We start from the raw sequence: 19,655 nt of genomic DNA, 5'->3' as shown, positions 1-19,655 counted from the left end.
CTGATAACAGCCCAGCTCGGTCGCGTTCACTTGTCAGCGGCGGCGCATTTGAGGGCCGCCTTCCCCCACTCCGTCTCGGCGAAGCCGAGACGGAGTGGGGGTCGACGTTGCGCGGAGCGTCGTCAATTCGGGCCGGGCTCTGCCATGTTATGACCCACCTCGATCACGGCCTTGATCAGGCCGGATTTCTCATGCGCCCAGCGGGCGAGATCGCGCGGCGTATCGTCGAGCGATGTGCGGTGGGTCACGAGCTTGGCCAGCGGCACCGCACCGTTGCGGATCGACGCAGCGACATGGTCGAAGTCAGCGCGCAAGGCATTGCGGCTGCCGACCAGCGTCATCTCGCGCTTGTGGAATTCGGGGTCGGAAAAGACGATGTCGTCCTTGACGACGCTGACCAGCACCAATGTGCCGCCATGGGCGACATGGGCGAAGGCCGACTGCACCGACCGGGTGTTGCCGGTGGCGTCGAAGACCACGTCGAAACCTTCGCCTGATGTCGCGTCCCTGACCAGATCGGGCACTGCGCCGCGCGAGCCGTCGAGGGTCTTGAAGCCGAGTTCGGTTGCGGCGAAGGCAAGTCTCTCGCCGCTCATGTCGAGCAGCGTCACGTCGAGCCCTGCGATGCGGGCGAAGATGGCGGTGCCGAGGCCGATCGGGCCGGCGCCGATGACCAGCGTGCGGGCGCCGGGATCGGCGCGTGAGCGCCGCACGGCATGCGCGCCGATGGCCAGGAATTCGACGGCGGCGGCATCCGCCAACGACAGGCCGTTCGCCGGGTAGAGATTTTGAGCCGGGACAAGAATGTTTTCGCACATGGCGCCGTCGCGATGGACGCCGAGCACCTCGATCCTGACGCAGCAATTCGGCTTGCCGTGCCGGCAGGCGATGCATTTGCCGCAGGACAGATAGGGATTGATGACGACCGGCTCGCCAAGGGCCAAGTCGACGCCTTCGCCGGCCTCGACGATCGTTCCCGACACTTCGTGGCCCATGATGCGGGGATAGGCGAGGAACGGGTGCTTGCCTTCGAAGATGTGATAATCGGTGCCGCAGATGCCGACATGGCTGACCGCGACCAGCGCCCAGCCGGCTGGGGGTGCTCCTGGCGCCGGGCGATCTTCCAGGACAAGCTCGCCGGGCGAGCGGCAGACGACGGCTTTCATGCTTTCAATCCAGTCGGTCATGAAGTCGCCGGCCCATCTTTGATGCGCGCCGGCGACCAATTTCAGTGGCGGGTCATTTGCCACCGCGGCGGCGCAGGCCGTCGAAATAGACGATGACGATGATCAGAACGCCGGTGATGATGCGTTGCCAGAAGGCGTTGACGTTCAACAGGTTTGCGCCGTTGTTGATGGTGGCGAGAATGAAGGCGCCTAGCAGCGGGCCATGCACCGAGCCGACCGCGCCGAACAGCGAGGTGCCGCCGATCACCGAGGACGCGATCGCCTGCAGCTCCCAGCCCTCGGCCTGGGTCGGATTGCCGATGCCGATGCGCGAGGCCAACAGCACGCCGACGAAGGCAGCGCACAGACCCGACAGCGTGTAGGCCATATAGATGGTGCGCTGGACGTTGACGCCCGACAGGCGCGAGGCTTCGGCGTTGGAGCCGACCGAGAAGAGATAGCGGCCCCAGCGGCTGTGATGCAGGAAGACATAGGCCGGGATGCCGACCAGGATGACCATCCAGAACAGATTGGGGACGCCGAGGAAGGAGTTGCGCGAGAATACCTGGAAGGCATCGTTGTTGATCGAGATCGAGTTGCCGTTGGTCATCAGAAGGCCGATGCCGCGCAAGGATGTCAGCGTAGCCAGCGTGATGATGAAGGGCGGCAGCCCCATCTTGACGATGCCAAAACCATGGAACAGGCCGATGGCGACGCCCACCAGCAGCGTGATCAGAATGGCGAGGAACACTGGTATTCCGGCATTGATCAGCATCGCCGCAATGACGGTGGCGAAGCCGACGACGGCGCCGACAGAGAGGTCGATGCCTCCGGTGATGATGACGAAGGTCTGGCCGACAGCCAGGATGGCGATCATCGAGCCCTGGCGCAAGAGGTTGGAGATGTTGTTCGCCGAGGCGAAGCTCGATGTCGATAGCGACAGGATGACCCACAGCAGCACCAGCAGCGCCAGCAGTGTCAGTCCGAATAAGGCGTTGTAGTTGCGCTTCGGTTTTTCAGCAGGAATCGCCTCGGTGCTCATATCTGTCCTCCCAGCTTTTCTTGTTTCTCGGCGAGCGCCTGAGTGAGAATTTCCTCGTGATCGGCGGTGCGGAACCCGTGTGTCGCCACCAATTTGCCGCGGCGGAACACATGCAGCGTGTCGGCAAGCTCATAGACTTCCGGCAGATAGGAGGAGATCAGGATAATGCCGGCACCCTTCGACAAGAGCGCGCTGAACAGGCGATAGATCTCGGCCTTGGTGCCGACATCGACGCCGACCGTCGGCTCGTCGAAGATGAACAGCTTGGCGCCATGCGCCAGCCATTTGCCGATGACGATCTTCTGCTGGTTGCCGCCCGACAGGCTGGAGGCCAGTGCATTGCGCGTCGGTGTCTTGATCCTGAGATCGGCGATCTGGCGGTCGGCCTGGGTTTTTTCCTGCACGCCGGAGATCAGCAGATTGTTCGAGATGCGCTTGTAGATCGGCAGGTTGAGATTGAAGCCGACCGGCAGATTGAGACAGAGGCCCTGGTCGCGGCGGCTTTCAGGCGCCAGCGCCATGCCGAGCCTGATCGCGTCGTGCTCGGAATTGACCAGAACGTCCTTGCCTTCCCACAGGATATGACCGGCCGATTTGCGATGGCGGCCGTATAGGGTGGTGACGAATTCGCTGCGGCCGGCGCCGATCAGGCCGTAGAGTCCGACGATCTCGCCGGCGCGGACCGTCATCGAGATATTTTCAAACCCCTTGCCGGACAGGTTGCGTGCTTCGACGATCGCGGCACCCGGGGTGAAATGCTCCTTATGGTAGATCTGCTCGATCGAGCGGTTGATCATCAGCTTGACCAGTTCGGCGTCGTTGGTCTCGGCGATGTTCCTGGTGCCGACCAGCGTGCCATCGCGCAGCACGGAGACGCGATCGGCGAGTTCGAACACTTCCTCCATGCGGTGGCTGATGTAGATGATCGTCACGCCTTCGGATTTCAGCCTGCGGATCAGGGTGAAGAGCTGGTCGGCCTCCTTGCGGGTCAGGTAGGCGGTCGGCTCGTCGAAGATGAGGAATTTGGTGCCGCGCACGGTGGCGCGGGCGGCGGCGATCAGTTGCTGCTGGCCGATGGTGAGGTCTCCGAGCACGACATGCGCCGGCAGGTCGAAGCCGAGATCGTCGATGATCTTCTGTGCTTCCTTGACCATGGCGCGCTGCTGCAGGATGCCGAAGCGCGAATTCTCCTCGCCGAGGAACATGTTGGCGGCGACGGTCAGATGGCGGCAGAGCACGACTTCCTGGTGGACGGCATTGATGCCGAGCGCCATCGCCTCATGCGGGGTCGCGAGTGCGGCCGGTTTGCCTTCCCAGATGACCTCACCCGAGGTGCGCGGCATGACGCCGGTCAGAAGCTTGATCAGGGTGGATTTGCCGGCACCGTTCTCGCCGACGATGGCGTGGATCTCACCCGCCTTGAAGGCGAGGGTCACCGGCTTCAGCGCATGGGTGCCAGGATATTTCTTCTCCAGCCCCTGTAGTTCCAGGATCGTCCTGCCGGGCTCCAGAACGGGAGCAGGGTGCAGGTCTTGCGCCGTCGATGTCATGACAATCCTCCCAAAATGGGCCTCCCAAATGGGCCTCCGAGACTGGCTTCCCAGACCGGCCTCACGATTTGGCACGCCGCGAGGCTCTTGAACGCCCGCTGAGGCAGCCTAGCCCAGGCTGACGGATTTCCAAGCGATATGACTGTCGTTTCCGGGGCACCAGGCCCCGGAAACTGTGCGGCTGTACCGATGCTAGAGCTTCGGATTGAGCAGCGCGTCGATCTTGGGATCCTTCATGTTGGCCTTGGTGACGAGGTTGGCGCCGGTGTCGACATTGGCCTCGACCTTTTCGCCCTTCGAGGCGGCAAGCGCGGTCTTGATGCCGTCATAGCCCATCCGGTACGGATCCTGGACAACGAGGCCGGAAATGACGCCGTCATTCAAGAACTTGATCAGCTTCTCGTCGCTGTCGAAGCCGATCAGCCCGACCTTGCCGGCAAGGTTGTTCTCGGCGATCGCCTGGCCGACGCCCTGCGCCATGATCAGGTTGGACGCGAAGATGCCCTTCAGGTCCGGATTGGCGGTGATCAGGTCGGTCGCGATGTTGAGGCCGGTCGTGGCCTGGCCGTCGGCATATTTGTCGGCGACCAGTTCAAGGCCGGGGTACTTGGCCTTGAGCTGTTCCTTGAAGCCCTGGGCGCGCTGCTCGAGCGAGCCGGCGCCGGGCAGTGCGGTGATCAAGGCAACCTTGCCTTCGACCTTGCCGCCATTGGCCGCGCCGATGGCCGCCGCAAGACCGTCCGCTGCGACGCGGCCGCCCTGGACGTTGTCGGTGGTCAAGAACGAGGTGAAGGCCTTGGAGTCGGCGCTGGAGTCGATGCCGATGATCTTGACCTTGCTCGCCGCCTCGTCGATCGGCTTGCCGAGCGCCTTGGCTTCGGTCGGCGCGATGACGACGGCGGCCGGGCTGCCGGCCACGGCGTTCTCGAGGATCGAGATCTGGCCGTTGACGTCGGTTTCAGCCTGGGCGCCGAGTTCCGGCACGTTGACGCCGAGATCCTTGCCGGCCTTGCGGGCGCCGGCAAGCACGATCTGCCAGTAGAACGACGTGGTGTCCTTGACGATGATCGGAATGGTCACGTCCGCCGCCGAAACCGGCGCCGAATGCATGACGCCGGCGAGCATGGACGCCGCGGCCAGCGCCATGACGGCGCGGCGGTTGAGAATGCTGGTCACGAATTTCATAGGATCCTCCCTAAAGTCGCCCGGTGAACGTTACGGAAGCTCCGTTCGGATAGGCGTGGCCCAAACAGAACTTTATCAATAAAAAACATTTACGCTGTTTTGATAGTGCATCGATCCGGCGGATGCAAGCGGTGTTTCGCCCCCCCGATCTCGGGCGAAGACACATTCATACGCGCATACGCCGCTCCTCCCAAATGCAGCCAGAAGCTCCCGTTCCATTCTGGAAACACATGGAATATTAATTCCATGTATCAGTCAATATGGAATATTCATTCTTCCTACGAGGTCGCGAATTTGTGAAGCCGGGCCTGCCATTGACGGCATAACGGTGCGGATACCGGCTTCACGTCAGATCCTGGACCACCGTGTAGGGACGATATTTGGCGTATTCCGTCCCCGGCACGTCGATGTCGAGCAGTTCGAGGTTTCGTGTCAGGTTCGCCAGCTTGGCGGTGCCGGTCAGCACGGTAGCGACCGCTGGCTCGTGCAGAGGAAACTGGAATGCGGCGGCGGCCAGCGGGTAGCCGCCTTCGCCGGCAATCTTCTCCATGGCGTCGACACGGTCGAGCATATCGCGGTTGGCGGGCCGGTAGTCGAAATGCGCGCCTTGTACGGGCCCGGTCGCCAATATGCCGGAGTTGAACACGCCGCCGATGACAAGGGATGTCTGCTGCGCCCGGCACAAGGGCAGCAGTTCGGCTTCCGCGCTGCGATCGAGCAGCGAATAGCGGCTGGCGAGCAGGATGCAGTCGAGCGGCGCCCGGCGCATCACGTCGAGGCAGATCTGGACCTCGTTGACGCCGAGCCCGTAGGCAGAAATCGTACCCGACCGCTTCAGCTCCTCGAGCGCCTTGAGGCCACCGTCCATCAACTGGCGAAAGTGCAGTTTGGTCTTCTCGACGCCGTGCGTGTAGGTGCCGATGTCATGCACAAAGAGGATGTCGATCTTGTTCAGGCCAAGCCGGGCATAGCTGAAGTCGACCGACCGCATGATGCCGTCATAGGAATAGTCGTAGTCGAGCGCGAAGGGCAGCGGATCGACATAGGAATGGTCCGGAACCTGGTCCTCGGGCACCGGGCGGAACAGGCGGCCGACCTTGGTGGACAGCACGTAGGAATCGCGCGGCTTATAGCGCAGGAAATCGCCGAAGCGCCGTTCCGACAGGCCGAAACCATAGAAGGGCGCGGTGTCGAAATAGCGCAAGCCCGCCTCCCAGGCGCCTTGCATCGTCTCCATCGCCGCCTCGCGCGAACAGGCGCGGTAAAGGCCGCCGATCGCGGCGCCGCCGAAGCTGACCTCGGTGACCTCCAGCGCTGTCTGGCCGATGCGGCGTTTTTCCATGCACAACCTCCCCGTTGCCGGCCCTCATCCGGCCGGCAAGTCTAGCAGATATTCAGTCGACGTTAGAGCGTCGCGCCGAGATGCCAGGGCACGAATTCGTTGTCGCCATAGCCAAAATCCTCGCTCTTGGTCTTGCGGCCCGAAGCCGTCTCGACGATCAGTTCGAAGATTTCGCGGCCCATGCCGGCGATGGTCTTTTCTCCCGAAGCGATGACGCCGCAATTGACGTCCATGTCCTCTTCCATCTGGTGATACATGGTCGAGTTGGTGGCGACCTTGATCGATGGTGTCGGCCGGCAGCCGAAGCAGGAACCGCGGCCAGTGGTAAAGACGATGACATTGGCGCCACCCGCAACCTGCCCGGTGGCCGAGACCGGGTCGTAACCGGGCGTGTCCATGAACACCAGTCCGTTGCCGGTGACTTTCTCGGCATAGCCGAAGACACCGTTGAGCGACGTCTGGCCGCCCTTGGCGACCGCGCCCAGCGACTTTTCCAGGATGGTGGTGAGGCCGCCGCGCTTGTTGCCGGGCGAGGGGTTGTTGTCGATCGAGGCGCCATGCTTGGCGACGTGGTCTTCCCACCACTTCACATAGCCGTCGAGTTTCTTGGCGATCTCCGGCGTCGCGGCGCGATAGGCGAGCAGATGCTCTGCGCCATAGATTTCCGTGGTCTCGGACAGGATGCCGATACCGCCGACGCCGGCCAATATGTCGACGGCAGCACCCAGTGCCGGATTGGCGGTGATGCCCGACATGCCGTCGGAGCCGCCGCATTGCAGGCCGACGACGATCTCGCTGACCGGGATCGGCTCGCGCTTCAACTGGCCGACTTCCTCGGCGATTTCGGCCAGCACGCCCATCGCCTTTTCGACCGATTTGCGCGACCCGCCGGCGTCCTGGATGTTGAAATGGCGCTTTCCCGCGGCCGCACCCTTCTGGCCGTAGAGGGTGAGCTGGTTGACCTCGCAGCCGAGGCCGACCATCAGCACGCCGCCGAAATTGGGATGGCGGGCATAGCCGGCAAGCGTGCGGTGCAGCACCATCATGCCATCGCCGGTGCCGCTCATGCCGCAGCCCTGGCCGTGGACGATGGGCACGAAGCCGTCGATGCCGGGATATTTCGGCAGCAAGGTGCGGTTGGCGGTGTCGGCGATGGAATGGCAGACGGTGGCCGAGCAATTGACGCTGGCGATGATGCCGATGAAGTTGCGCGTGCCGGCACGGCCGTCGGCGCGCCGATAGCCCATGAAGGTGCGGGCGCGATCGGCTTCGGTCGCGTGTTCGGCCTCGCTCGGCGGCACCACCGGCAAGCGGCCGGCTTCGAAAACCAGATTGTGCGAATGGACATGCTCGCCCGGCGCGATATCCTGCGTGGCGCGGCCGATCGCCTGGGCATATTTGACCACCGCGGAACCGGCGGGAATGGGCTTGATCGCGACCTTGTGGCCGGGTTCGATGACGGAGCTGGCAAGCGCGCCGCCTGGCAGCACGGCGCCCATCTCGATGCGGCCATTGGCAACCGCGACATTGTCGGCGGGGGACAGAAGAATGGTGTTTGAGGCGTTCACGAGCGTTTCCTGGGTGATCCTGGGATGCGCGGGCGGATTGACACGCGCCTGTTAAGAGTTAATGTCTTTTATCGGGAAAAAACAGTTTTGCGTCAATTGTTTTTTCGCGGCGGCTCTGCATGCCTTGGATGAGTGGTGCTGCAACCGTTGAGCGAGTCCTTGGCGAAAGCGATTCCGCTTCTCAGGGTCATGTGAACGTCATATTGCGCTTCAAGCCGGCAGCCGCAAGCGCCGGCATGATTGGGTCAGGGGATGTCGAAGAGCAATAACGTCTACAAGGATGCCTACAACAGGTGTCTCCGGCTGCTCGACGAGACGCGCAGCCTGCCGTCGGAGCCTGAGCTGGGCGCGCTGCTCGGCGTCAGCCGCACGACCGTGCGCAGCATCCTGACGCGCATGGAAGAAACCGGGCTGATCGCCTGGAACAAGCGTGCCAAGACGGTGCTGCGCGATCCGCGTCCCGATGATTTCTTCCCCGAGGAAGAGACCGACACGCTGGCCGAGATCATCGAGCGGTCCTTCATGCGGCGGCTGCTCGCCAGCGGCGCCGAGGCCGGCATGCAGATCAACGAACTCGAACTGGCGCGCGAGATCGGCGTCGGCACCACCAGCGTGCGCGAGTTCCTGATCCGCTTCTCCCGCTTCGGCCTGATCGAGAAGCGCCGCAACAGCCATTGGGTGCTGAAGGGCTTTACACGGGCCTTTGCACTTGAACTGACCGAAATCCGCGAGATGTTCGAAATGCGCTCGGCCGCCGCCTTCGCGGCGCTGCCGCAGGACAGCCCGGTCTGGGCCGATCTCGATCGACTGGACGGGGAGCATCGTCTCCTGGCAAGCGAGATCGCGACGCGCTTCAACGAGTTCTCCGAGTTGGACGAGCGCTTCCACCGGCTCATCCATCGTGCCTCGCACAACCGCTTCATCGTCGATTTCTACGACGTCATCGCCATGATCTTCCACTACCACTACCAATGGAACAAGGCGCAGGAACGCGAGCGCAATGAAGTCGCGGTCGGCGAGCATCTTGCGTATATCGAGGCGCTCAAGTCGCGCGACCTCGGCAAGGTCGACGCCGCCTGCCGCAAGCACCTGAAGTCGGCGCGCCAGACATTGCTGACGTCGATCCCCGAAAGCCGGCCGCAAAAATCCTGATCGTGCCGTGTTGCCGCAGTCTGGATTTGGCGATTTTCGACCTTCTGTGGGCGTGATAGGTATCTCTCCAGATGGTTTGAACAGGCAAGTCGTTTGAACAAGAAGGGGAGACGGTGGAGCATGCCGGTCGCGCTTGTCGCGGCCTATCTGCTGCTGCTCCAGTCGACGCTCGGCGCATTCGCCTTCGGCATCGGGCCGAACGCCGCGCAGCTCGATGCCTTCGGCAATGTCATCTGTACCCACGATGGCGCCACCCAGCTCCCTGGCGAGGACCAGCACCCATCTCATTTGCCGGCCTGCTGCACGCTTGGCTGCAGCATGTTTTCGTCCGTTCATGCGCCGCCGCCCGACACCGGCCTGGGGTTGGCAGGCCTGGCCTTCGAAGCGGTCGCCTTCGTCTTTCCGGCAAGCATCCATCTCGACTTTGCGCGCGAGCGCTCGCCGTCGAACCCGCGCGCGCCGCCGCCGGCGGCCTGAGCTTGTTTGCCCGGTGGAACCTTTCGCGGGCGCACCCATCCAAAGATCAAACTGTTCGCGGCCGGCAACGGCGCGATCGTCAATTCATGGAGCAACCATGTCTCATTCCCTCCACATCGCGGCGGACATCATTTTCGGCCGCATCGTCTCGCGCTTGCGGGAAAAACTCGGCATTGCCGCACTGGCCTTCGGGCTTGTGCTCCTGGGCGCCCAAGCCGTCCTGGCGCACGAGTTCAAGGTCGGCGACCTCGAGATCGGACATCCCTGGTCGCGCGCCACGCCGGCCGGTGCCAAGGTGGCCGGCGGCTATTTCACCATCACCAACAAGGGCAGCGCACCAGACCGGCTGCTGTCGATTTCCTCCGACGTCTCTGAGAAAGCCGAGCTGCATGAAATGGGCGTCAAGGATGGTGTCATGACCATGCGGCCGGTTGCCGGCGGCCTGGAGATTCCGGCCGGCGGCAAGGTGGCGCTGGCGCCCGGCGGCTATCACCTGATGTTCATCGGCCTGAAGCGGCAACCCAAGCAGGGTGAAAAATTCTCCGCCACGCTGACTTTCGAGAAGGCCGGCGCCGTCAGCGTCGAGTTCGCGGTCGAGGGCATGGGCGGCGGCATGGACGACCACGCCAATTGATCTGCCAGTTCTACAATTTGAGATCAGAGGGACCATCATGAACAAGTATCTCTTGGCGGCCGGCGCACTTCTGGCGCTGGGGACGAATGCCGCCTTCGCGCACATTACGCTCGAAACCCAGGAAGCGGCCGTCGGCTCGACCTACAAGGCAGTCCTGCGCGTGCCGCATGGTTGCGAGGGCAAGGCGACGACCGCCGTGCGCGTGCAGATTCCGGAAGGGGTGATCGCGGTGAAGCCGATGCCGAAGCCCGGCTGGACGCTGCAGACCAAGATGGGCAAATACGAAAAGTCCTACCAGCTCTACGGACAGGCGGTGACCGATGGGGTCAAGGAAGTCGACTGGAGCGGCGGCAGCCTGCCGGATGAATTCTACGACGAGTTCGTCTTCCGCGCGACGCTGACGGCGGATCTGCCCGTCGGCCAGAAACTCTACTTTCCGGTGGTGCAGGAATGCAACGGCGCCGCCGCCCGCTGGATCGAGATCCCGGCAGCGGGGCAGGATGAAGACGCGCTGGAGAATCCGGCGCCCGGCATCAAGCTGTTGCCGAAGAAATGATCCCCTGGCGGCGCACTCCGTCCGCAAAGTGCGCCGCCGGTTCGATGGCGGTGGCATGAGCGCGATATTTCCACTTCAAAGGACCGCACTGACCGGCAAGCGCGTCGGCTGGACCGCCGGCGGGCTGCTCGCCGTGGTCATGGCGCTTATCGTCATGGCCTCGACAAATCAGGCTTTTGCCCACGCAGCGCTGATCAAGACCGATCCGGCCGATGGCGCCGTGCTGGCGCAGGTTCCGGCGCGGTTCTCGCTGACCTTCAGCGAGCCGGTCTCGCCACTGGTGCTGACCTTGGTGAAGCCCGACGGCACGCCGGTTCCGTTGACCGATTTCCGCCTCAGCGACCAGACTGTCGAGATCGGCAATCCGCAGGCACTCAAATCCGGCACGCATGTGCTGAGCTGGCGCGTCATTTCCGCCGACGGCCATCCGGTCGGCGGCTCGCTGCTGTTTTCGATTGGCGCGCCAAGCGAGCCGCCGGTCGTGTCGGAAGCGGTCGACTGGCCGCTGCGGTCGGCGATCTGGATCGGCAAGGTCTTCCTCTACACGGGCCTTTTCCTCGGTGTTGGCGGAGCCTTCGCGCTTGCCTGGCTGGCCGGTGAAGCACGAGCCGGTCAGCGCTTCGTCACGGCCGCGGTCCTGTGTGGGCTGGTGGCGGCGCCGCTTTCGCTGGGCTTTCAGGGTCTCGATGCGCTCGGGGCGCCGCTCTCCCATCTGGCGCAGCCCGTCATCTGGAGAACCGGGCTTGGCACCAGCTTCGGCTGGACGGTGCTGATCGCCCTGATCGCACTTGGGCTTGGCCTGCTTTCGCTGGCCGGACCGCGCGTGGTCGCCAGGCCATTCGCCCTTGCGGGCCTCGCCGGTGTCGGCGTTGCGCTTGCCGCCAGCGGCCATGCCAGTGCGGCCGAACCGCAATGGCTGACGCGGCCGCTGGTGTTCCTGCACGGCATCGGCATTGCTTTCTGGGCCGGCGCCCTGGTACCGCTCGGCCTGGCGCTGAAGGGTTCGTCCGCACATGCGGCACCCTTCCTGCGGCGGTTTTCGCGCCTGATCATGCCGGTGGTGGCGGTGCTTGACGTGGCCGGCGTCGCACTGGCGGTCATCCAGGTGCAGACGCCCGTGGCGCTGGTCGACACCGCCTATGGTCGGCTGCTGCTGGTCAAGCTCGCGCTGCTGGTCTTTCTGTTCACGCTGGCCGCCGTCAACCGTTGGAGGCTCACCGCCTCGGCCGAGGCGGGATCGACGGAGGTGCAGCGCCGGCTCACCCGTTCGATCGGCGTCGAAATTCTGATCGTGCTGGCGATCTTCGGCGTTGCTGCGGGCTGGCGCTTCACGCCGCCGCCAAGGGCGCTCGCGATCGCGGCGGCGCAGCCGGTCTCGGTTCACATCCACGCGCTGCAGGCGATGGCCGATCTCAGCATCACCCCCGGCCATGCCGGACCGGTTGCCGCCTCGATGATCATCATGAGCGGCGATTTCGGGCCGCTCGATGCCAAGGAAGTGACGCTGGTCCTGTCGAAACCCGATTCCGGCATCGAGCCGCTGAAGCGAGCGGCGACCAAGCCCGGCGACGGCAGCTGGCGTGTCGACAACCTGGTCATTCCGGTTGCCGGCCGCTGGACGGTGCGCCTCGACATCCTGGTCTCGGATTTCGACATGGTGAAGATCGAGGCGCCGGTGGATATCAGGCCGTAGGGCCGAGCACCCCGACCGGAGTTCGGCGCAACACAATTCGGCGAGGCGGTTGACGCGACCCGCAAGGCCCGTCAATCATCGTTCGCAAAACGCGGTCTCAACAAAATCCGAAGGCAGGGAAGAAACGATGGAAAAAGCGGAAATCGGCCTGATCGGCCTTGGTACGATGGGCTCCAACCTGGCGCTCAACATCGCCGAGCACGGGCACCGCATCGCCGTCTTCAATCGCACAAAGGCGCGCACCGACGCTTTCGTCGAGAATGCCGGCGCGCTCAGGGATATGGTTGTTCCCTGCTACAGCCTGGAAGAGCTCGCCGCCGCGATCCGGCCGCCGCGCCCGATCATCATCATGGTGCTGGCCGGCAAGCCGGTCGACGAACAAATCGAAGCCCTGCGTGGCGTGCTGTCGGCCAACGACATCGTCATCGATGCGGGCAACGCCAATTTCCGTGACACGATGCGGCGCTTCTCCGAGCTTTCGGGCTCGGGCCTGACCTTCATCGGCATGGGTGTGTCGGGCGGCGAGGAGGGCGCGCGCCACGGGCCGTCTATCATGGTCGGTGGCACCGAAGATAGCTGGAAGCGTGTCGAGAAGGTGCTGACGGCGATCTCCGCCAAGTTCAAGAACGAGCCGTGTGCCGCCTGGCTCGGCACCGACGGCGCCGGGCATTTCGTCAAGACCATCCACAATGGCATCGAATATGCCGACATGCAGATGATCGCCGAGATCTACGGCATCCTGCGCGACGGCCTGGGCATGGGGCCGAAGGACATCGGCACGGTGTTTGAAACCTGGAACAAGGGCCGGCTCAATTCCTACCTGATCGAGATCACCGCCAAGGTGCTGGCCGCCGACGATCCGAAGACCGGCAAGCCGGTGGTCGACATCATCCTCGACCGCGCCGGCCAGAAGGGCACCGGCAAATGGTCGGTCATCGAGGCGCAGCAGCTCGGCATTCCGGCGACCGCGATCGAGGCCGCGGTGGCGGCGCGCGTTCTGTCGTCGATCAAGGACGAGCGGCAGGCGGCGCAAAAGGCCTATGGCAACATCGGCGTGACGAAGATTCCCGGCGACAAGGATGCGCTGCTGAAAGACCTCGAACTGGCGCTGTTCGCCGGTAAGATATCCGCCTACGCGCAAGGCTTCGCGGTGATGAGCGGCGCCTCGAAGGAGTTCAACTGGAACCTGCCGATGCCGACCATCGCCGAGATATGGCGGGCCGGCTGCATCATCCGCTCGCAGATGCTGGATACGATGGCCGAGGCTTTCGGCAGCGGCGGCGCTTCGACCAACCTTTTGATGGCGCCGGCCTTCATCACCATGATGCAGGAGGCGCATCCGTCGCTGCGGCGCGCCGTGGCCAAGGCTTCCGAGGCCGGCTCGCCGGTGCCAGCGCTGGCTTCGGCGCTTGCCTATTTCGACAGCTACCGCCAGGGCCGCGGCACCTCCAACCTGATCCAGGCGCAGCGTGATTTCTTCGGCGCGCACGGCTTCGAACGCATCGGCGAACAGGGCGCGTTCCACGGCCCGTGGGGCAGCGGCGCGGCGGGTTAGTCGCCCGAACGTCTGTAGGCCAGGACTTCACCCGGCACGCTGAGCGACTGCAGCGTGCCGGGCGCGGCGCCGCCGATCCAGCCGAGCACGGAGCGGGCGAGCTCGGAGCCCGCCAGCCGGAAGTTCTCGTTGACGATCAGCAGTTCCGGCCGGAACAAATGCAAAAGGTCCGACGACTGCTTGGAGACGATGTCGACGTCACGACCGAGCTTGAGGCCGGCATCCTCGATGCCGGCGACGAGCGCGAGCGTCGCGGCGGCGGCGCTGCTGACGAAGCCGTCCGGCCTGACGTCGCGGCGCATCAACTGCGCGGTCCTCGTCCTGATCTGCTCGATCGACTGATCGATCGACACGGTGCTGAACGGGATCTCGCTGGCACCGACCTCGCTCAGTGCGTCGGCAAAGCCGTTGACGGTGTGGCTGTGATAGGTCAGCCCGACCGGAGGCGCAAGCAAAGCGAGCCTGCGGCGGCCAATGCCGGCCAGGCGCCGCACGGCTTCCACCGCGAAGGCGTAGTTGTCGAAATCATGATAGGGATGAACCAGCCCCATCTCGGTGCGTCCATGCGTGGCAAAGGGAATGCCGTGTTCCAGCATGTAGCGCGCCCTGGCGTCGTTCGGCTGCGTGCGTGAAATGATGACGCCGTCGGCGGAACCGGTCTCGACCAGATAGCGTATGGGGTCGAGCGGATCCTGAGAGCGCGAATAAGGCGTGACGATCAGGTGATAGGGCGTGTCGGCAATGACCTCAGAGACGCCGTATATGATGTCGGAGACAAAACTCATGATCTCCTGCTCGGTGTTGAGCACGAGGCTGATGACATTGGTCTTGCCGGTGCGCAGTCGCACACCGGCGCGGTTCGGCCGGTAGCCGATCTGCTTGGCGATTAACTGGACGCGGCGCCTGGTCTCGGCGCCGATCTCCGGAGCATCCTTCAAGGCGCGCGAGACGGTGGTGACGCCGAGCCCGGTCATGAAGGCAAGCGTCTTCAACGTCGGCCGCCCTTGCGCCGACGCCTCGTCATTCTTGTCCGTACGCCGTCTGTCCATTCGTCCCGCCCGTCAGGCGCATAGCAGCCGCAGGCTGGGTCGGCAATCGCCGTCATTGCGATACGATATGCGCTCCAGCCAGAATTGGCTCAATATACTGAAACGTTACAGATTGCCAATGTCGCCACGCCGAGCGTGTCCGAGAGGTGATGGCGCCTTTTGCGAAACCCCTTGGGATTCAAGAGGAAAATGCCTTGATCACGGATTTTTGCCGGCTTTAATGCACTGTTTGGTGTTTTTGCGTCGCAGCGATCTATGCTGCGGTGCACATCGACACGGGTTTTCGATAGAATTTGTTCATGGCTCGAAAAAATGTCGGAGCCCGTTTGCTCAAGGGGTTGCGCCATCCGCGCAATTGCCGTATCGAAAATCTGTAACGTTTCAGATTCTGGGAGGAACCGAAATGCGATACAAACTTTTGACCGCCGCGCTGGCGGCAACGGCCGCTCTGCAGTTCGCCGGCCAAGCCGCCGCGACGGACCTGGAAGTCACTCATTGGTGGACCTCCGGCGGCGAGGCGGCGGCGGTCGCGGAACTCGCCAAGGCTTTCGACGCCACCGGCAACCATTGGGTCGATGGCGCCATTGCCGGCTCCGGCGGCACGGCGCGGCCGATCATGATCAGCCGCATCACCGGCGGCGATCCGATGGGCGCCACCCAGTTCAATCACGGCCGGCAAGCGGAAGAGTTGGTGCAGGCCGGCCTGATGCGCGACCTCACCGATGTCGCCACCAAGGGCAAATGGACCGAGGTCGTGCGGCCGAAGAGCCTGCTCGACAGCTGCACCATCGACGGCAAGATCTATTGCGTGCCGGTCAACATCCACTCCTGGCAGTGGCTGTGGCTGTCGAACGCCGCGTTCGAGAAGGCCGGCGTGCCGGTGCCGAAGAACTGGAATGAATACGTCGCCGCCGCCCCGGCGCTGGAGAAGGCAGGCATCGTGCCGCTCGCGGTCGGCGGGCAGGCCTGGCAGTCGTCCGGCGCTTTCGACGTGTTGCTTGCCGCGGTCGGCGGCACCGACACCTTCCTCAAGGTCTACAAGGACAAGGACGCCAAGTTCGCCGCCGGTCCCGAGGTCGCCAAGGTGTTCAAGGCGGCCGATGATGCGCGCAAGATGGCCAAGAATACCAATGTGCAGGACTGGAACCAGGCCACCAACATGGTCATCACCGGCAAGGCCGGCGGCCAGATCATGGGCGACTGGGCGCAAGGTGAATTCCAGGTGGCCGGCAAGACCGCCGGCAAGGACTATACCTGCCTTCCCGGCCTCGGCCTGAACGAGGTCATCGCCCCCGGTGGCGATGCCTTCTATTTCCCGCTGCTCAAGGATGCCGACAAGTCCAAGGCGCAGGAAGTGCTGGCCGAGACATTGCTCGATCCCAAGACCCAGGTCGCTTTCAACCTCAAGAAGGGCTCCCTGCCGGTACGTGGCGACGTCGACCTCAACGCAGCCAACGACTGCATGAAGAAGGGCCTCGCCATCCTCGCCAAGGGCGCCGTCATGCCGTGGACGGATCAGCTGCTTTCGCAGGACAGCCAGAAGCAGAAGGAGGACCTGTTCTCCGAGTTCTTCGCCAAGCCCGAGATGACGCTCGAAGAGGCACAGAAGCGCTTCGCCGATATCATCGCGACGGCGGACTGATATCGCAGGCAAATTCCCTTCCTCCCGGCCTGGTGCAAGACCAGGCCGGGAGCCCGCCGCCCTTACCCGATCCAGCATGGCTGTACCGATGAGCAAGAGCGAACGCCCCATTCGACTGTTTCGCAACTTGAATGCGAAGATCGCCTCGATCCCGATGATCCTCACCGCGCTGGTGGTGTTCGTTGGCGGCACGGCGTGGACGGTGCTCTATTCCTTCACCAATTCGAAGCTGTTGCCGCGGCTGAATTTCGTCGGCCTCGACCAGTATCACCGGTTGTGGGCGACTCCGCGCTGGCTGATTTCGATCGAGAATCTTCTGATCTATGGCGTGATCTCGCTGGTGTTCTCGCTGGTGATCGGCTTCATTCTGGCCGCTCTGCTCGACCAGAAGATCCGTTTCGAGGACACGTTCCGCACGATCTTCCTCTATCCCTTCGCGCTCTCCTTCATCGTCACCGGTCTTGTATGGCAATGGCTGCTCAATCCGGATTTCGGTATCCAGGGCGTGATACGAGGCCTTGGCTGGACAAGCTTCAATTTCGATCCGCTCTACAATTCCAGCATCGTCATCTACGGCATATCGATCGCCGCGCTGTGGCAAGGCACCGGGCTGATCATGTGCCTGATGCTGGCCGGCCTGCGCGGCATCGACGAGGACATCTGGAAGGCGGCGCGGGTCGACGGGATACCGATGTGGAAGACCTATCTGTTCATCATCATCCCGATGATGCGGCCGGTCTTCATCACCACCCTCGTCATCATCGCATCGGGCATCGTCAAGGTCTACGACCTGGTCGTCGCCCAGACCAGCGGCGGGCCTGGCATCGCGTCGGAAGTGCCGGCAAAGTATGTCTACGACTACATGTTCTTCGCCCAGAATCTCGGCCAGGGTTTTGCCGCCTCGACCATGATGCTGCTCTCGGTGATGATCGTCATCGTGCCGTGGGCCTATCTCGAATTCGGAGGCAGGAAGCGTGTCTGATCATGCCGTTTCCCCGTCCGCACCGTCCGGCGCCATTCGAGCCGATGCCTCGGAACCCAATGGACCGAAGCCGCGTCACATGTTCTCGCGCCGCAACATCTTCCTCTATGGCACGCTCATCCTGGTGGCGCTCTACTACCTCTTGCCGCTCTATGTGATGATCGTCACCTCGCTCAAGGGCATGCCGGAAATCCGCCTCGGCAACATCTTCTCGCCGCCGCTCGAGATCACCTTCGAGCCATGGGTCAAGGCGTGGTCGACGGCTTGCACCGGGCTCAATTGCGACGGGCTTTCGCGCGGCTTCTGGAACTCGGTTCGCATCACCGTGCCCTCGGTGATCCTGTCGATCGCGATAGCCTCCGTAAACGGCTATGCGCTGGCCAACTGGCGCTTCAAGGGCGCCGACACGTTCTTCATCATCCTCATCGTCGGTGCGTTCATTCCCTATCAGGTGATGATCTATCCGATCGTCATCATCCTGCGCGAGATCGGGCTCTATGGCAGCCTCAGCGGCCTGGTCATCGTCCATTCCATTTTCGGCATGCCGATCCTGACGCTTCTGTTCCGAAACTATTTCACCTCCATGCCTGAGGAACTGTTCCGGGCGGCGCGTGTCGATGGTGCCGGATTCTGGGGCATCTACCTGCGCATCATGGTGCCGATGTCGCTGCCGATCTTCGTCGTCGCCGTCATCCTGCAGGTGACCGGCATCTGGAACGACTTCCTGTTCGGCGTCGTCTACACCCGCCCCGACACCTATCCGATGACGGTGCAGCTCAACAATATCGTCAACTCGGTGCAAGGCGTGAAGGAATACAACGTCAATATGGCGGCTACGATCCTGACCGGGCTGGTCCCGCTCGTCATCTACTTCATTTCCGGCAGGCTTTTCGTGCGTGGCATTGCCGCCGGCGCGGTGAAAGGATGATGATGGCAGAAATTGAAAATCCCAGCGTATCGATCCAGAACCTGTCGCTGAACTACGGCGCGGTGTCGGTTCTGCAGACGCTCAATCTCGATATCGCCGATGGCGAGTTCATCGTGCTGCTGGGCCCCTCCGGATGCGGCAAGTCGACCTTGCTCAACTGCATTGCCGGGCTGCTCGACATCTCGAAGGGCCGCATCTTCATCAAGGGCAAGAACGTCACCTGGGAAGAGCCCAAGGACCGTGGCATCGGCATGGTGTTCCAGTCCTACGCGCTCTATCCGCAAATGACGGTGGAGAAGAACCTGTCCTTCGGCCTGCGTGTCGCGGGCCTGCCCAGGGGCGAGATCGCCAAACGCATCGCGCGCGCCGCCGAGATCCTGCAGATCGAACCGCTGCTGCAGCGCAAGCCCTCGGCGCTTTCCGGCGGCCAACGCCAGCGGGTGGCGATCGGGCGGGCGCTGGTGCGCGATGTCGACGTCTTCCTGTTCGACGAGCCGCTGTCCAATCTCGATGCCAAACTGCGCTCGGAACTGCGCGTCGAGATCAAGCTTTTGCATCGCAGGCTGCAGAACACCATGATCTACGTCACCCACGACCAGATCGAGGCAATGACCCTGGCCGACCGGATCGCGGTGATGAAGGGCGGTGTTATCCAGCAGCTCGATGCGCCGCAGACCATCTACAACCGCCCGGTCAATCGCTTCGTGGCGGGTTTCCTCGGTTCGCCGGCAATGAACTTCGTCGAAGGGCGGCTGGAGAAGCGCGGTGATGGCTGGTTCTTTGTGGCCGAAGATCTCAATATTCCACTCGGCACCTATCAGTTCGACGGGCAACCGGAAGCCGGCCCAGCCGTGTTCGGCATCAGGCCTGAGCATGTCAGCCTCAACAGCGGCACGGGCTGGCCGTTCTCGACAGCGGCCAATGTCGAGGTGGTCGAACCGATGGGCTCCGACACGCTGGTGTGGCTGAAGCTTGCCGAGCAGAAATTCAGCGTCCGGGTCACCTCGGAACGCACGCCCAAGAACGACGAGGCGGTGACGGTGGGCTTCGACCCGATGCGAGCCTCGCTATTCAACGCCGAAACCGGCAGCCGCATCTAACGCCCGAATAACCATCCCCAAAGCAAAACAAGCA

17 protein-coding genes are annotated in these 19,655 nt (G+C 63.2%); 10 read left to right on the top strand and 7 right to left on the bottom strand.

Annotation, left to right across the window (positions count from 1 at the left end; all coding sequences use genetic code 11):
* Window positions 1-122 precede the first annotated feature (122 nt).
* The 6 genes from LB577_RS16130 to LB577_RS16105 form a co-directional block, all read right to left on the bottom strand.
* Window positions 123-1,166, bottom strand: coding sequence for a zinc-binding alcohol dehydrogenase family protein (locus LB577_RS16130; protein ID WP_023779220.1), 1,044 nt, complete (start codon window positions 1,164-1,166; stop codon window positions 123-125).
* A 73-nt stretch (window positions 1,167-1,239) separates the two neighbouring features.
* Window positions 1,240-2,208 (bottom strand): ABC transporter permease, encoded by a 969-nt coding sequence (locus LB577_RS16125; protein ID WP_013892935.1) that lies wholly within the window; start codon window positions 2,206-2,208, stop codon window positions 1,240-1,242.
* Window positions 2,205-3,758, bottom strand: coding sequence for a sugar ABC transporter ATP-binding protein (locus LB577_RS16120; RefSeq protein WP_013892936.1), 1,554 nt, complete (start codon window positions 3,756-3,758; stop codon window positions 2,205-2,207). The genes LB577_RS16125 and LB577_RS16120 overlap by 4 nt, the downstream gene beginning before the upstream one ends.
* A 192-nt stretch (window positions 3,759-3,950) precedes the next feature.
* Window positions 3,951-4,943 carry an ABC transporter substrate-binding protein gene (locus tag LB577_RS16115; protein ID WP_013892937.1) on the bottom strand — a complete coding sequence of 331 codons (993 nt, stop codon included), beginning with the start codon at window positions 4,941-4,943 and terminating at the stop codon, window positions 3,951-3,953.
* A gap of 343 nt (window positions 4,944-5,286) precedes the next feature.
* The gene (locus LB577_RS16110; protein ID WP_224687439.1) at window positions 5,287-6,285 is read right to left on the bottom strand and encodes an aldo/keto reductase; all 999 of its coding nucleotides are present in this window, start codon (window positions 6,283-6,285) and stop codon (window positions 5,287-5,289) included.
* Between the two features lie 62 nt (window positions 6,286-6,347).
* Window positions 6,348-7,853, bottom strand: coding sequence for a UxaA family hydrolase (locus tag LB577_RS16105; RefSeq protein WP_224687438.1), 1,506 nt, complete (start codon window positions 7,851-7,853; stop codon window positions 6,348-6,350).
* 252 nt (window positions 7,854-8,105) lie between these two features.
* Between LB577_RS16105 and LB577_RS16100 the strand changes: the two genes are divergently transcribed.
* The 6 genes from LB577_RS16100 (at window position 8,106) to gndA (ending at window position 13,920) form a co-directional block, all read left to right on the top strand.
* Window positions 8,106-9,005, top strand: a complete 900-nt coding sequence (locus LB577_RS16100) for a GntR family transcriptional regulator (protein ID WP_023779223.1) — start codon at window positions 8,106-8,108, stop codon at window positions 9,003-9,005.
* Between the two features lie 120 nt (window positions 9,006-9,125).
* Complete coding sequence (locus LB577_RS16095) at window positions 9,126-9,482, top strand: DUF2946 family protein (protein WP_140571165.1); 357 nt, start codon at window positions 9,126-9,128, stop codon at window positions 9,480-9,482.
* A gap of 97 nt (window positions 9,483-9,579) precedes the next feature.
* A complete protein-coding gene (locus tag LB577_RS16090) occupies window positions 9,580-10,116 on the top strand; it encodes a copper chaperone PCu(A)C (protein WP_140571163.1) in 537 nt (178 codons plus the stop codon).
* 37 nt (window positions 10,117-10,153) lie between these two features.
* Window positions 10,154-10,672, top strand: coding sequence for a YcnI family protein (locus tag LB577_RS16085; protein WP_224687437.1), 519 nt, complete (start codon window positions 10,154-10,156; stop codon window positions 10,670-10,672).
* A gap of 55 nt (window positions 10,673-10,727) precedes the next feature.
* Entirely contained in the window at window positions 10,728-12,365 is a 1,638-nt protein-coding gene (locus LB577_RS16080) for a copper resistance CopC/CopD family protein (protein WP_224687436.1), read from the top strand.
* A gap of 127 nt (window positions 12,366-12,492) precedes the next feature.
* Window positions 12,493-13,920, top strand: a complete 1,428-nt coding sequence (gene gndA, locus LB577_RS16075) for an NADP-dependent phosphogluconate dehydrogenase (protein WP_224687435.1) — start codon at window positions 12,493-12,495, stop codon at window positions 13,918-13,920.
* Here gndA and LB577_RS16070 read toward each other — a convergent pair.
* Window positions 13,917-14,969 carry a LacI family transcriptional regulator gene (locus LB577_RS16070; RefSeq protein WP_224687434.1) on the bottom strand — a complete coding sequence of 351 codons (1,053 nt, stop codon included), beginning with the start codon at window positions 14,967-14,969 and terminating at the stop codon, window positions 13,917-13,919. The genes gndA and LB577_RS16070 overlap by 4 nt on opposite strands.
* Window positions 14,970-15,372: 403 nt before the next feature.
* Between LB577_RS16070 and LB577_RS16065 the strand changes: the two genes are divergently transcribed.
* The 4 genes from LB577_RS16065 to LB577_RS16050 all read left to right on the top strand — a co-directional run bounded on the left by LB577_RS16065 (window position 15,373) and on the right by LB577_RS16050 (window position 19,621).
* The gene (locus LB577_RS16065) at window positions 15,373-16,611 is read left to right on the top strand and encodes an ABC transporter substrate-binding protein (RefSeq protein WP_224687433.1); all 1,239 of its coding nucleotides are present in this window, start codon (window positions 15,373-15,375) and stop codon (window positions 16,609-16,611) included.
* Between the two features lie 88 nt (window positions 16,612-16,699).
* A complete protein-coding gene (locus tag LB577_RS16060; RefSeq protein WP_023764001.1) occupies window positions 16,700-17,593 on the top strand; it encodes a carbohydrate ABC transporter permease in 894 nt (297 codons plus the stop codon).
* Window positions 17,594-17,627: 34 nt separating this feature from the next.
* Window positions 17,628-18,521 (top strand): carbohydrate ABC transporter permease, encoded by an 894-nt coding sequence (locus LB577_RS16055; protein ID WP_224687468.1) that lies wholly within the window; start codon window positions 17,628-17,630, stop codon window positions 18,519-18,521.
* Between the two features lie 2 nt (window positions 18,522-18,523).
* Complete coding sequence (locus tag LB577_RS16050; RefSeq protein WP_023764003.1) at window positions 18,524-19,621, top strand: ABC transporter ATP-binding protein; 1,098 nt, start codon at window positions 18,524-18,526, stop codon at window positions 19,619-19,621.
* Window positions 19,622-19,655 lie beyond the last annotated feature (34 nt).

It is taken from the genome of Mesorhizobium sp. B283B1A (assembly GCF_020165735.1).
Taxonomy (GTDB): Bacteria; Pseudomonadota; Alphaproteobacteria; order Rhizobiales; family Rhizobiaceae; genus Mesorhizobium; species Mesorhizobium opportunistum.
Note: the sequence above shows the minus strand (reverse complement) of the source record. Positions and strands in the feature narration are given on the sequence as shown.